Annotated in this window: 15 protein-coding genes; 11 read left to right on the top strand and 4 right to left on the bottom strand. The window is 39.9% G+C overall.

From position 1 onward, the window contains the following. The first annotated feature begins 41 nt into the window (after positions 1-41). Positions 42-560 carry a hypothetical protein gene (locus NQ185_RS13705; protein WP_257582486.1) on the top strand — a complete coding sequence of 173 codons (519 nt, stop codon included), beginning with the start codon at positions 42-44 and terminating at the stop codon, positions 558-560. 105 nt (positions 561-665) lie between these two features. Here the strand turns inward: NQ185_RS13705 and NQ185_RS13710 are convergent, their stop codons facing one another. From NQ185_RS13710 to NQ185_RS13720, 3 genes are all read right to left on the bottom strand, one after another. Further along, a complete protein-coding gene (locus NQ185_RS13710) occupies positions 666-1535 on the bottom strand; it encodes a cation diffusion facilitator family transporter (RefSeq protein WP_257582595.1) in 870 nt (289 codons plus the stop codon). Positions 1536-1676: 141 nt separating this feature from the next. Next, positions 1677-3800 (bottom strand): heavy metal translocating P-type ATPase, encoded by a 2124-nt coding sequence (locus NQ185_RS13715; RefSeq protein ID WP_257582487.1) that lies wholly within the window; start codon positions 3798-3800, stop codon positions 1677-1679. 22 nt (positions 3801-3822) lie between these two features. Continuing rightward, positions 3823-4197: an ArsR/SmtB family transcription factor gene (locus tag NQ185_RS13720; RefSeq protein ID WP_257582488.1), complete on the bottom strand. Its 375-nt coding sequence runs from the start codon at positions 4195-4197 to the stop codon at positions 3823-3825. 108 nt (positions 4198-4305) lie between these two features. On the opposite strand from NQ185_RS13720, the gene NQ185_RS13725 reads away from it, so the two are divergent. Then, positions 4306-4458, top strand: coding sequence for a hypothetical protein (locus NQ185_RS13725; RefSeq protein ID WP_257582489.1), 153 nt, complete (start codon positions 4306-4308; stop codon positions 4456-4458). A gap of 751 nt (positions 4459-5209) precedes the next feature. Here the strand turns inward: NQ185_RS13725 and NQ185_RS13730 are convergent. Continuing rightward, a complete protein-coding gene (locus NQ185_RS13730) occupies positions 5210-5884 on the bottom strand; it encodes a universal stress protein (RefSeq protein ID WP_257582490.1) in 675 nt (224 codons plus the stop codon). Between the two features lie 392 nt (positions 5885-6276). Here NQ185_RS13730 and NQ185_RS13735 point away from each other — a divergent pair, with 392 nt between their 5' ends. The 9 genes from NQ185_RS13735 to NQ185_RS13775 all read left to right on the top strand — a co-directional run bounded on the left by NQ185_RS13735 (position 6277) and on the right by NQ185_RS13775 (position 13703). Then, a complete protein-coding gene (locus tag NQ185_RS13735; RefSeq protein WP_257582491.1) occupies positions 6277-8667 on the top strand; it encodes a Na+/H+ antiporter subunit A in 2391 nt (796 codons plus the stop codon). Further along, positions 8654-9076, top strand: coding sequence for a Na(+)/H(+) antiporter subunit B (locus tag NQ185_RS13740; RefSeq protein WP_257582493.1), 423 nt, complete (start codon positions 8654-8656; stop codon positions 9074-9076). The genes NQ185_RS13735 and NQ185_RS13740 overlap by 14 nt, the downstream gene beginning before the upstream one ends. 5 nt (positions 9077-9081) lie before the next feature. After that, a complete protein-coding gene (locus NQ185_RS13745) occupies positions 9082-9414 on the top strand; it encodes a Na(+)/H(+) antiporter subunit C (RefSeq protein WP_257582495.1) in 333 nt (110 codons plus the stop codon). Next, a complete protein-coding gene (locus NQ185_RS13750; protein WP_257582496.1) occupies positions 9407-10888 on the top strand; it encodes a Na+/H+ antiporter subunit D in 1482 nt (493 codons plus the stop codon). The genes NQ185_RS13745 and NQ185_RS13750 overlap by 8 nt, the downstream gene beginning before the upstream one ends. 247 nt (positions 10889-11135) lie before the next feature. After that, on the top strand, positions 11136-11618 hold the full coding sequence (locus tag NQ185_RS13755) for a Na+/H+ antiporter subunit E (RefSeq protein WP_257582497.1): 483 nt from the start codon (positions 11136-11138) through the stop codon (positions 11616-11618). Then, on the top strand, positions 11618-11902 hold the full coding sequence (locus NQ185_RS13760; RefSeq protein WP_257582498.1) for a Na(+)/H(+) antiporter subunit F1: 285 nt from the start codon (positions 11618-11620) through the stop codon (positions 11900-11902). The genes NQ185_RS13755 and NQ185_RS13760 overlap by 1 nt, the downstream gene beginning before the upstream one ends. Beyond that, positions 11880-12236: a Na+/H+ antiporter subunit G gene (locus tag NQ185_RS13765; RefSeq protein WP_257582499.1), complete on the top strand. Its 357-nt coding sequence runs from the start codon at positions 11880-11882 to the stop codon at positions 12234-12236. The genes NQ185_RS13760 and NQ185_RS13765 overlap by 23 nt, the downstream gene beginning before the upstream one ends. 116 nt (positions 12237-12352) lie before the next feature. Continuing rightward, complete coding sequence (locus tag NQ185_RS13770) at positions 12353-12715, top strand: PadR family transcriptional regulator (protein WP_257582500.1); 363 nt, start codon at positions 12353-12355, stop codon at positions 12713-12715. Next, the gene (locus tag NQ185_RS13775; protein WP_257582501.1) at positions 12702-13703 is read left to right on the top strand and encodes an HAAS signaling domain-containing protein; all 1002 of its coding nucleotides are present in this window, start codon (positions 12702-12704) and stop codon (positions 13701-13703) included. Before NQ185_RS13770 ends, NQ185_RS13775 begins: the two co-directional genes overlap by 14 nt. Positions 13704-13768: the final 65 nt, after the last annotated feature.

A 13768-nucleotide genomic window follows, 5' to 3' on the forward strand; every position in this document is an offset into this window, starting at 1 on the left:
ATAGAATTAGATATAGAGTTTATGGGAATCGGGGGATATGGGTGAAAAAAACAATTGTGGTATTGTCCATTTTAGCGATACTCGTTATTAGTTTTTGGTGGACATTTCATTATGTAAGTCGGGATGGGGAGTTTACAAAATGGGGGCATGGAACGGTGCCAATAGATTTTTTTGATAATGGCAAGGCAGTATTTTTTGGGTATGATTTTACGTGGGAAGGGATTGGGAAACCAATACTGGAGAAGGTTGAATTTATTAAGAGAGATGGGACCATGGTAGAGAAAGATGATAATGGATTTCGAATAGAACCCTTTATAGGAAAGACAAGAACAATTGGTTCACTTAGTGAAGAATACGTAATGGAGGAAGGGTTGGATAAGGATTTAGTTCCTTTTAAAGGTTTTCAAGTCGATAATGGCTTTTACCTAGTTTTACGTGTGGAATTTCATGGACAAGATGCAGATAATGATATCGAGGAGATGAAGATTACGTATAAAAAATACGGGATAACACAACTTCAGTACATCCCATTTGAAAATATTTTTAATGACTCGAACTAATATAACGGCAAGTAATCTCTTTAATCAAAAGCAATTGGAAGGCTATACTGAAGAGAGCTATTCGGGGAGATGGGGAGGTGAGCTCTTCCTCCCTCCCACATGAATTTAACTTGGTTCAACATGAACATGTACATAATACACGTCATACTTTTCCATTAAAATATCCTCTACTTTCGAAGCTATATCATGCGCATTTCCAATATCCAATGTTGAACTAACCAATACAACGATATCGACAATCGTGTTATTCCCATAATTCCTTGCTTGTATTTGGCTAACACCTTTTACCCCGTTTACAGTTAGGACTGTTTTTTTATAAGAGTTTAGTACTTTTTCATCAAAGCCATCCGTCAGATGGTGGGAGGATTTTTTAAATATATCCCATGCTGTTTTGCAAATTAACAATCCCACAATGATAGCTGTTGCGGGGTCTAACCACGGTAGATGAAACTGTGAACCAATTATTCCAATCGCGGCTCCAATACTGACCCAAGCATCGGAGAGATTATCTTTGGCAGCAGCCATTACGGCTTGACTATTGATTTTTCTGCCTAAAGTGATGTTATAGCGGTAGACCAAGTACATAACAACTGCACAAAAAATGCCTGTCCAAGCGGAAATCATATCAGGTGATGTTTGTTTCGGATGAAATACAGATGTAATAGCTTCAAATAAAACTTGAATGCCCACAGCCATCATAATAAATGAAGCTACCATTGATGCGACGGTTTCAGCTTTCCAATGTCCATAAGGATGATCTTTATCTGGTGGTTTTTGCGATAATTTGAGTCCAACTAGTACGGCAATTGATGCTATAATATCGGTGGCATTATTTAATCCGTCAGCTTTTAATGCTTCTGAGTTTGCCACAGAGCCAATAAATAACTTTAAAGCGGATAATAATATGTAAGCGATAATGCTAAGAATTGCACCACGTTCCCCCATTTTTAAATCTCGATATTTTTCCTGTCCCATCATTATGTACCTCCAAAAGTTGCTGTTAGAACATAATATCAATTGAGCTATGAGTGGGTCTATAGCAACGTTTTTTCGCCACTCTATAATGTTGAGGGCAGTCAAAATTAGTGGCGCAAGAGCAATATAAAAAAAGACCCCTCAAACTGGGGTCTTAAGCACTCTCATCGCATTCAAAACAGCTAAAAGGGTAACACCGACATCCGAAAAGACAGCTTCCCACATCGTCGCAATTCCAAAGGCTCCGAGTATAAGGAAAATGGCTTTGACGCCTAGAGCGAACAGGATGTTTTGCCATACAATCTTGCGGGTTCTTTTTGCGATCTTGATGGCGGTAGGAATTTTTGATGGTTCGTCGGTCATGATGACGATATCGGCTGCTTCAATGGCCGCATCCGACCCGAGTCCGCCCATTGCCATCCCAACATCTGCCCGAGCGAGAACAGGCGTATCATTGATGCCATCACCGACAAAGATGATTTTTTCATTCTTTGCTTTTCTGGCATCGAGTTTTTCTATCTCTTCCACTTTATGTTGTGGTAAAAGTTCAGCATGCACCTCATCCAAGCCCAATTCTTTGCCTACTGCATGGCCAACTGTTTTCGCGTCACCAGTGAGCATGACGGTTTTCTTAATGCCAAGCTCCTTCAATAAACGAATCGCTTGGGCGGAATCTTCTTTTACTTGGTCAGAAATGACGATGTAGCCAGCATATTGATCATCTACGGCCACATGGACAAGAGTTCCGATTACATCCGGTTGGTCAAAAATAATTTGATCTTTAATCATCAGCTTTGCGTTCCCAGCGGCAATCTTTTTACCAGCTGCAGTAACTTGAATTCCGTGACCGGAGATTTCATTATAATCCAGTATGGACTCTTCTTTTATATCCTTTCCGTATGCATTTTTTATGGAAAGGGCGATCGGGTGATTCGAATGTACCTCAGCAAACGCTGCGTATTCCAATAATTCGTCTGCTGTCATATTTTTAGGATGAATGCTTGTAACTTCGAACACACCTTTAGTTAATGTTCCGGTTTTATCAAAAACAATATATTTCACATCGTTTAACGCTTCTAAATAGTTGCTTCCTTTTACAAGAATCCCTGATTTTGATGCGGCTCCAATTCCACCGAAAAAGCCGAGCGGTATGGAAATGACAAGGGCACATGGACAGGATATAACTAAAAAGACGAGCGCACGATAAATCCAGTCTGAAAAAGTGGCTCCACTTATAATCAGAGGAGGTATGAATGCCAATACAACAGCAACAATTACAACGACGGGCGTATAGTAACGGGCAAATTTAGTAATAAAATTTTCCGTTGGTGCCTTACGGCTGCTTGCATTTTGAACTAAATCAAGAATTTTTGAAACGGTTGATTCACCAAAGTCTTTTGTTACTTCAACGGTAAGGACTCCATTTTTATTAATGAATCCACTTAATACATCATTTCCAGCTTCAACCTCTCGTGGCACAGATTCACCGGTTAGAGCGGACGTATCAACCATGGAGTAACCTTCGATAATTTTCCCGTCTAACGGCACCTTTTCACCAGGCTTTACGATAATGGTATCGCCAATTTTTACTTCCTCCGGGGATACTGTGACAATATTGCCGTCTCTTTTGAGATTAGCGGAATCGGGACGAATATCCATAAGCGCACTGATTGATTTACGGGAGCGGTTGACTGCAATACCTTGAAACAGCTCGCCAACTTGATAAAACAGCATAACGGCTACACCTTCAGGGTATTGTCTAATCGCAAAGGCTCCAATTGTCGCGATCGCCATTAGAAAGTTTTCATCGAAGACTTGCCCACGTACAATATTTCTTACGGCGCGTAAAACGATGTCTCCGCCGATAATTAAATAAGCGATGATGAAAATCCCCAATTCCATCAGTTCTGATATAGGTGCAAACATACCAATGGCGGCTAAAAGGGTACCTATAATTAAGCGGCTCACGGTAGTTTTTACGTTTTTACTGCCGTGGTCGTGGTCATGATGGTCATGGTCATTTCCTTTTTCTACCGGCGTTATATTAGGCTCAATTGTTTTTACTTTCTTTTTTACCACAGAAATTATATCTGTAGCCTCATCTTGAATAGCTTCCAGCGTAAGAGTCTTGTTGACGAAATTAACGGAGCAATTTGTAATGCCTTCCATTCCTTTTACACCATTTTCAATCTTCATGGCACAATTTGCACAATCCAATCCTTCTAAAAGGATTTCTTGTTTTATTTTTTTCCTCTGCCTCTCCATTGGCCTCTCTCCTATAACACTTCTATATTTTATCCTCATTAACATGCTCGAGCGCTTGATCAAAAATTTGAATGACATGATCATCTGCAAGTGAATAGTACACAACTTTTCCTTGTTTTCGATTCTTGACTAATTTAGCTTGCTTCAAAACTCGTAATTGATGAGAAATGGAGGATTGTGTCATATTCAGTAAATATGCGATATCACACACGCACATTTCCGTTTGAAATAAAGAGTGGAGAATTCTTATTCTAGTTCCGTCTCCCAATACCTTAAACAGTTCTGCCACTTCAATCAAACTGTTATCCTTCGGAATCGTAGCTTGCACCTGTTGAACAACATCTTCGTGAATGACCGTTTGACTGCAAGTTTCAGGGATTGTCAGTTCTTTTTGCATAAAAACACCTCTTTTATCAGATGAACATATGAGCAATTATTCATATGTTTATTATATGAATCTTTTATTCGAAGTGTCAATAAAAAAAGCGGATTGGACGGAAGATTGTTGGTATTTGAATGGACTGCATCCCGATTAGGAAGTGAATCGAGACGGAAAGTCAATGCAGGCAAGGTTATCGTTGCGATTGGGGGTGGATCGCAACGGAAAGACAGTCATATCAAGGTTATCGTTGTGATTGAGGGCGAATCACCCTGGTAATCGGGTTCGGGCAAGAGTAGCGTTGCGATTGAGGTCGAATCGCACCGTAAAACCATTTCAATCAAGGTTATCGTTGTGATTGGGGGTGGATCACACCGGAAAGTCAGTCATATCAAGGTTATCGTTGTGATTGAGGGCGAATCACCCTGGTAATCGGGTTCGGGCAAGAGTAGCGTTGCGATTGAGGTCGAATTGCACCGTAAAACCATTTCAATCAAGGTTATCGTTGCGATTGGGGGTGGATTACACCGGAAAGTCAGTCATATCAAGGTTATCGTTGTGATTAAGGGTGAATCACCCTGGTAATCGGGTTCGGGCAAGAGTAGCGTTGCGATTGAGGTCGAATCGCACCGTAAAACCATTTCAATCAAGGTTATCGTTGCGATTGGGGTCGAATCACACCGGAAAGACAGTCATATCAATGTTATCGTTGTGATTAAGGGTGAATCACCCTGGTAATCGGGTTCAATGAAGATTAGCGTTGCGATTGAGGTCGAATCGCACCGTAATACCATTTCAATCAAGGTTATCGTTGCGATCGAGGCCGAACCACCCCGGAAATCCATTCATAGCATATAGCAAAATTAGCGTTTCGATTCAAAGCGACTCAAGTCGGAATCCTACCTTTCGGGCAACGATTTGCGTCTGTTAAGAAGCGAATCTAGAAAATAACTCGCTTTTAAAGAATTAAGATGTTAAAAGGTCTATAGTAAAACAAAAAAAGGATGAAGCGACAGGGCTTAATCCTTTTCTACATAATATTCAAAGGTTCTTCAATCGAATCGACTACATAGTCTTCGGTCACATGGACTTGATATGTTTTTCCATTATGGACGAATTTGAATAACCCATTATTGAAGTCCGTTCCAATTTCTTTATAAAAGATTCCTTCATGGCTAATGTGCTTTTGACACGTGAAGCAAAGTCGATATCCGTCTTTTTCCTTTAGCAGATAGCCGCGGACCCCGGTTTCATAGGCGATGTCTTCTCCACCTTTTATCGTCCGGTCTAGTGCGACGATATGAATATCGATAAATGATGATATTTCCCTCAAAAGAACGTTCACGAAAGAACCCTTTGTGATTTCTTCCCAACGGTTTTGGGCGGTTTGTCCGATGACAATTTGTGTAATATTATATTTCTGCGCTATTCCTGAAATGACTTTTGCAACTGGACGCTTTTCATTGTCGATCATAATAAATTCTTCAGCGTCGAATTCTTTAGACAGTTCTTTCCACTGCTCAATATAGCCGGACTTTTCCGCATCAAATCTGTCATATGGGAGGGGATCGACAGTCAAAATATATAATGGGCAATTCAACATACTTGCCATTTTATGACCACGTCTAATTAGGCGTTCACCATTTGGACCGTAATATACACAAACGAGAATACTCTCATCCATACGACCCTTCACTTTCTTCATGAAAAATTTCACCTCTTAAATGGTTCATTCTCAATACATAAAACGTGCCAAAGTCTTTAAACTAAATTATTATATATAAAAATTCATCAAAATACAATAGACGTTAAAAGGTTCATTAAAATTTATGAATATCGCCATTTTTAATAAGAAAACCTTATATATTAGTTCTTAATTTGTGTAGAAGCGATATCTTTTATTGTATAATATTAAGGAAATATTAAAAGTTCTGTATAATTACCTCACTCCGACACCTTGTCGGTCACTTTTCTAATTGGAGTCCTCCTTTTCTCAAAAGGTTATGGTCTCTTATTATCCCGTTAGTTGACATGGGAGTCAACCCCTTCTAATATGTAAGCCGCTGCGACCTTAAGATCAAGGAGGTTATTATTATATTGGTATCGATACAACTGGCAATCATGATTCCTTTTTTGGCTGCCATCTTCATTCCTTTTTTATATAAAAAATTGCCCCGTATACATATCGGTTGGCTCGTTATGATTGTACCTGCCGCTCTATTTATTGCACTTGCAAGCTTTATTCCTAGCATAGCTGAAGGTAGGACATTTTTACATACCGTACAATGGATTCCATCCTATGGCATTCATTTCACGACATATGTTGATGGGCTCAGTATTATTTTTGGACTTTTGATCACAGGTATCGGAAGCCTCGTTATCCTTTATTCCATCTATTATTTATCCGCAAAAGAATCTCTGCATCATTTTTATACGTATTTGCTTTTATTTATGGGTGCTATGCTCGGGGTTATTTTTTCTGACAATTTAATGGTTTTGTATGTATTTTGGGAATTAACAAGCATCTCATCCTTCTTGTTGATTGCGTTCTGGTACCACCGAAAAAAATCAAGATATGGTGCGCAAAAGGCTCTGCTCATCACATTTGGCGGTGGGATGGCGATGCTGACGAGCTTTTTTATGATTTACTTTATAACGGGTACGATGAGTGTTCGTGAGATTATTTCATCAATCGATATGAATCATGCACTGTTTATTCCTGCATTAGTATTGCTGCTCATTGGTGCTTTCACTAAATCAGCGCAATACCCGTTCCACATATGGCTCCCGGACGCTATGGAAGCACCGACGCCTGTTAGTGCCTATCTACATTCGGCGACTATGGTAAAAGCCGGCATTTACCTAGTGGCTCGCTTCACTCCTGTTTTCGGAAGCAGTGAAGTTTGGTTTTGGCTTGTCAGTAGTATAGGGTTGATCACTTTATTTTGGGGATCGTTCAATGCTGTTCGGCAAATCGATTTAAAAGCATTGCTTGCTTACTCCACGATCAGCCAGTTAGGACTGATTATGAGTCTATTTGGAATTGGATCAATCGCTCTTCAACTAGGGGCAAATGAAAATTCCATTATATTTACACAAGCCTCATTTGCGGCGTTATTCCACCTTGTTAATCACTCGACATTTAAAGGGGCTCTGTTTATGGTCGTAGGAATTGTCGACCATGGAGTCGGGACAAGGGATATACGCAGGTTAGGCGGCTTGATGGCCTTTATGCCAATTACATTTACGATTGCGTTAATTGGAAGCTTCTCGATGGCAGGTTTACCTCCATTCAACGGTTTTTTAAGTAAGGAAATGTTTTTCGAAGCGGTAGTAAATGTGAGTAAGTCTGATGTCTTTTCGTTTGGACCTCTATTCCCGGTCATCGCTTGGATCGCCAGTGTTTTGACATTCGTTTATTGTATGATTATCGTGTTTAAAACATTCTTTGGACCTTATCAACCTGAAAAATTAGAGCATAAAGCCCATGAAGCAAAAATCGGCATGTTGATTTCGCCTATCATCTTAAGCTTCTTCATCATTGGTATTTTTATATTCCCGAACATATTGGGCGATTCTTTACTTCGTCCTGGTTTAGCAAGCATTTTTCCTTCCATTCCTTTAGATGGAATGACGAAACCTATATCTTTATGGCATGGTTTTAATCCAGCACTATACATGACAATTGGGGTAGTGGTTGTTGGGATAGTCATATTTACAATCGTACGCCGCAGGAAAAGTCTTTATTTTCCACCTAGCAAATGGACGTTTGATCAATTATACAATTCGACCCTTGAACAAATGGAAGTGCGTGGCTTTAAAATTACTTCATTGTATATGACCGGTTCTCTCCGTGATTATTTAGTGTATATTTATCTATTTTTAATCGTTTCGGTTGGAGGGATCTTCTTATTTACGGGTGCAAACACATTCGATCTATCTCATAATGCACCAATTAGTTTGTATGAAACATTGATTGTATTCGCAATGCTGACGGCTGGGATTGCGATTATCTTTGCCAAATCACGGATCACGGCTATTTTGTTAAATGGTGTTCTAGGGCTTTCGATTGCACTCCTTTTTGTTTTATTTAGGGCGCCAGACTTAGCCCTCACTCAGTTAGTTGTCGAAACAGTGACAACTGCCTTGTTCCTGCTTTGCTTTTATTTCTTGCCGAAAAAGGAAAAGGAAGATTCACCCCGAAGAACGAAAAACATTAATCTCATTGTTTCTATTTTAGTCGGCATTATTTTCGTGTTAGTTGCTCTTTCCGTTCAAAGTGGAAAGCTATTTGAGACCATTTCATCATATTTTGAAAATGCGTATGAGCTTGCTGGCGCCAATAATATCGTTAATGCAATTTTAGGTGATTTCCGTGCATTTGATACGATGCTGGAAGTTATTGTTCTCTTTATTGGTGGAATTGGGGTTTATACATTGATCAAGCTAAAGGCAAGGAAGGAGGACGAAAACATTGAAAATCAATGATGTGATTTTACAAACTGTCACTAGAATTGCCGTCTTTATCATCTTGACGATGGCCATTTATTTATTTATATCAGGTCATAACAGTCCGGGTGGCGGTTTTATCGGCGGTCTTATCCTTGCCTCTGCATTTGTGCTGCTTTGCCTTGCCTTTGATATTGAAACAATTACGAATGGGATCCCGTTGGATTTTAAAAAAGTTGCTGCAACAGGAGCATTCATCGTACTAGGAACGGGGGTAGCTGCAATCTTTTTTGATGTTCCTTTTTTAAGTCAAACGTATTCTTACATTAACCTTCCGGTGGTTGGAAAAACAGCATTGGCGACAGTCACGTTCTTCGAGGCAGGAGTGGCACTCGCTGTAGTGGGGGTTGTCGTAACGATTATTTCGAGTATTAGTGAGGATGTGTAACGAGTATGGAAACATTGATCATCATTTTGGCGGGAGTGTTGGTGACAGTTGCCACTTATTTAATTCTGTCCAAAGGGGTTTTACGGGTAATTTTAGGGACGGCTATATTATCCCATGCTGCACATTTACTATTGATGACGATGGGTGGATTGAAAAAAGGCGGAGTACCTGTAATTGGGGAAGGAAACGGAATATATACGGATGCCCTTCCACAAGCATTAATTTTAACGTCCATTGTCATCAGTTTTGCTGTGACGGCCTTCCTCCTAGTACTGGCTTATCGAACATATCAAGAAAATGAACTTTCGCAGATGGCAAGAGGGTTGAAAGATGAATAATATCCTTGTATTGCCAATGGTGATCCCGCTGATGGCGGGTATTATTCTTGTTTTTCTAAGGTCATACATTCGCTTGCAAAGATGGCTTAGTTTAGCAGCAATGGCAGCAGTTGCGGGTATAAGCATCTATATATTAGAGATGATTCAAATGAACGGAATTCTTCGTCTTGATTTTGGAAATTGGAAACCGCCTTTTGGCATTCTGTTTGTCGGTGATTCTTTTTCAATGCTATTAGTATTGACGGCAAGCATCGTTACTGGGGTTTGTTTGATCTACGCGTTTCGATCGATTGGGCAAGCACGGGAAAAAATGTTCTTTTATCCATTTGTGTTATTTATGGTAGCCGGCGTCAATGGCTCGTTTTTGACAGGCGATCTTTTTAACTTATATGTCTGTTTTGAAGTAATGTTATTGGCTTCATACGCGTTAATTACACTTGGAGGCACAAAACCTCAGTTTCGGGAATCGCTGAAATATGTCGTCATCAATGTCGTTTCTTCTTGGGCTTTCTTAGTTGCGATTGCTTATTTATATGGAACGGTAGGAACGTTAAATATGGCCCACCTTTCGGCTCGAATTGCTGAGGCAGGGCAAACTCCTTTATTAACAGTGATTAGCATTTTATTTTTACTTGTGTTCGGTTTAAAGGCGGGCTTATTGCTTTATTTTTGGCTTCCAGGTTCTTATAGTGTACCGCCAACAGCAGTGGCGGCATTATTTGGAGCATTGTTGACGAAGGTAGGCATTTACGCGATCTTCCGCATGTTCACTCTCCTTTTCTATCATGAGCCACAGATCACTCATACATTGATAGGGGTTATGGCAGGGATTACATTGATAGGTGGAAGCTTAGGGGCAGTTGCTTATAAAGATATCCGCCAGATTGTTTCCTATAATGTTGTCATCGCAGTAGGGTTCATATTAGTGGGGCTTGCTGTTGCGACCCCAACTGCCATGGAAGGTTCCATCTATTACTTAGTTCATGACATGATTGTTAAAGCGGTCTTGTTTTTACTTGCGGGAACTATAGTGGCTCTTACTGGAACGGCGAAGATTGATAGGATGAGCGGTCTTATTCAAAATTATCCTCTACTAGGATGGCTGTTCTTTATTGTGATGCTAGCACTTGCCGGCATCCCGCCACTAAGCGGCTTTATTGGGAAGGTGTTAGTTGGACAAGGGGCTGTAGAGGGCGGGAATTATGTCCTGCTTGCCCTTGCATTACTATCGAGTATATTCGTTCTATATTCGCTGTTAAAAATTTTCAAGAACTGCTTTTGGGGAGAAACGATTATTAGTGAAGATGAACAAGTGCCGATAAAAAAAGGCTTGCTCATACCTTGTGTTATACTTACTGCTATTTCAATCGGATTAGGCCTAGGAGCTGAAATCATGGCTGTGTATGTTAAAGACGCGGCAAATACGTTAATGAATCCAGGGATTTACGTGGAAGCTATTTTGGGAAGTAAATGATATGTAAGTGAGGGCTAGTAAAATTGAGATGATGGTCAATAAAGCGGCGGTGACGGCCAGTATAGCGGGATTGATGGCCAGTAATACCGAGCTAACGGCCAGTATTACCGAGCTGACAGCCAGTAGAAGTGAAATGGTGGCCAGTAAAGTTAAGAGTTCGGCCCGTAATCCAGGGCTAACGGCCATTAAAATTGAAACGATAGCCAGCAAAGCCAAGATTATGGCTAAAAAGTTGAGGTGACGGTAAATGCCAGCTCAGTTTCTGTTGAATTTATTTATAGCTTTTCTCTGGATGGTATTGAATGATGAAGATGTAATGCGGTTTCCTACCTTTTTTGAAGGGTTTCTCGTTGGAATCTTTATTATTTTTCTCATGCAGCGATTTTTTGGAAAGCAATTTTACTTACATCGTTTTTATTATGTGTTAAAGCTCATCCTCATTTTTATACAAGAGCTGTTTAAGTCAGCCTATGTTGTGTTGAAGCATATTTTAAGCAAGGAAATTGACATTAAGCCTGGTATTTTTACGTATAAAACTTCTTTGAAAAGTGACTGGGAAGTGACGACGCTTGCGATGCTCCTGACGTTGACACCTGGTTCCGTCGTTATGGAAGTTTCACCTGAAGGCGATGTGTTTTATGTCCATGCACTCGATATCGAACGGTATAAAAGCGACCTGATTCGATCTTTAGGACGGTTTGAAAAAGCAATAATGGAGGTGACCCGATAATGATTGTCGTTATGTTGAAAGTTTCCCTTACTCTGTTTGCTTTGGCCATCGTCATATCGCTATATCGCATTATCCGTGGTCCGTCCATCCCGGATCGTGTCATTGCGATGGATATGATTGGAGTCAATCTCATATCTGCCATTGCGGCAATCTCCATTTTGCTGAAAACAAAAGCCTATTTAGAAGTCATCCTAATTTTAGGGATATTAGCTTTTATCAGTACGATTGCACTCTCAAAATTCATAGAGAGAGGTGTTATCATTGAGCGTAAACGAGATCGGTGAATTTATTGGAGCATTTCTCATATTAATTGGAAGTCTATTCAGTGTCATAAGCGCCATTGGCATTATCCGCTTTCCAGATGTATACACGCGTGCCCATGCAGCGACAAAAAGCTCCACTTTGGCTGTATTATTGGCTCTTTCAGGAGCATTTATTTATATTTGGTTTAGCGACGCCTTCATAAGCGTGCGCGTAATCTCCGGGATTTTATTTGTTTTCATTACAGCTCCGGTGTCGGGGCATCTTATTATTAGAGCGGCTTATCGTTCGAAGGTGAAGTTGGCTGATTCGACGATAGAGGATGAGTTAAGGCCGGTTTTAGAAAAAGAGGATTAGAAAAGAGTGTTCATTTTAAAATGGACATTCTTTTTTTTTATAATAAAAATTATAGATTATTATATCATTTACAATAGTGTGCGGCATACACTATAATGAAGTCAGGAGTTGATCATATGACGGATGTTAACGAACATATTGAAAAATTAATGCTAGAACTGCGGCGCGGGACGATTACAATCGGTGTCCTCAGTCAGTTATCAGAGCCACAGTATGGTTATTCACTCGTTAAAATGCTCGGGGATAAAGGCATTCAAGTCGAACCAGGAACCCTTTATCCGCTGCTGAGAAGATTGGAGAAGCAAGGTTTATTAGTGAGCGAGTGGGATACGGATGAGGCGCGGCCACGGAAATATTACTTGTTAAGTGAAACCGGAAAAGAGGTGTATAAGCTTTTGTGTGTTGAATGGGAAAGCATCGTGAATAGCTTAAGTCATTTAATCAACCAAAAAGGGGATGATAGAGATGGAGTTGATTGAAAGATATATTTACGCAGTTACACGTAGATTACCTCAATCGCAGAGGGAGGAGGTCGTGAAGGAACTGCGTGGGTTGATTGCAGATATGTTAGATGATCAAATAGGGGAAGGGAAGGTCTCGGACTCACACATTGAAGAAGTATTGATGGAATTGGGCGACCCTAGGGAACTGGCACGGCAATACGGAGGTAAAAATAAGTTTGTCATTGGCCCTGTTTTATTTGATCCATATATGACAGTGTTGAAAATATCTTTAATCTCCATTGTCTTAGCCATGGGTATGGTGTTTGTTATTAAAGTATATATGGATCCCGTTCAAGTAATCGATCACTTTGTAAGTTTTATTGTGTCAACGGTCATTACCATACCACAAGGCGTTGGCTGGGTTACACTTGTGTTTGGTTTATTGGAGTATTTTGGAGGCATTAATGAACAAAAACACAGCGTTCAAAATACTTGGAAATTAGCCGACCTTCCACCTCTTCCGGATACAAAAAGACAGATTAAACGTTGTGAACCGATTGCCGGTATCGTGTTTTTAGTTTTGCTGTTCATGATGTTTACTAGTCAATATTTTGGTATCTTTATTTTTAAAAATGGTGAGTTAAATACAGTGATTCCATTTTTAAACAAAGAAGCGATTTTAACAACTATGCCAGCAATCATTCTCTTATTGGGATTGGGCATATTAAAAGAAGCCTTAAAGCTCGTATACGAACGATGGACAAAAAAACTATTTTTATACACGATTTTAATCAATGCTATTTCGCTCGCAGTAGTGATATTGATGGTCTACACCTCGTCATTTTGGAACCCGAATTTCATGCTGGAGTTGTCGCAGGTTCATAATATCGCGGTTGGAAGCGAAGCGTATGATACAACCCAAACCATTTGGAATACGTCTACTGGTTTGTTTGTGATTTTTCTAATCATTGGGTTGATATGGGAAATTGTAAAAGGAATTTTTAAGATGCGAAAAATGTCGTAAGGTTTTTTAATTAATTGTTACATTAAAAGTTAAATGATCGATGATTTGGGTAAATAAAACTTTTA

It is taken from the genome of Lederbergia panacisoli (genome assembly GCF_024626525.1).
Lineage (GTDB): Bacteria > Bacillota > Bacilli > Bacillales > Bacillaceae_C > Lederbergia > Lederbergia panacisoli.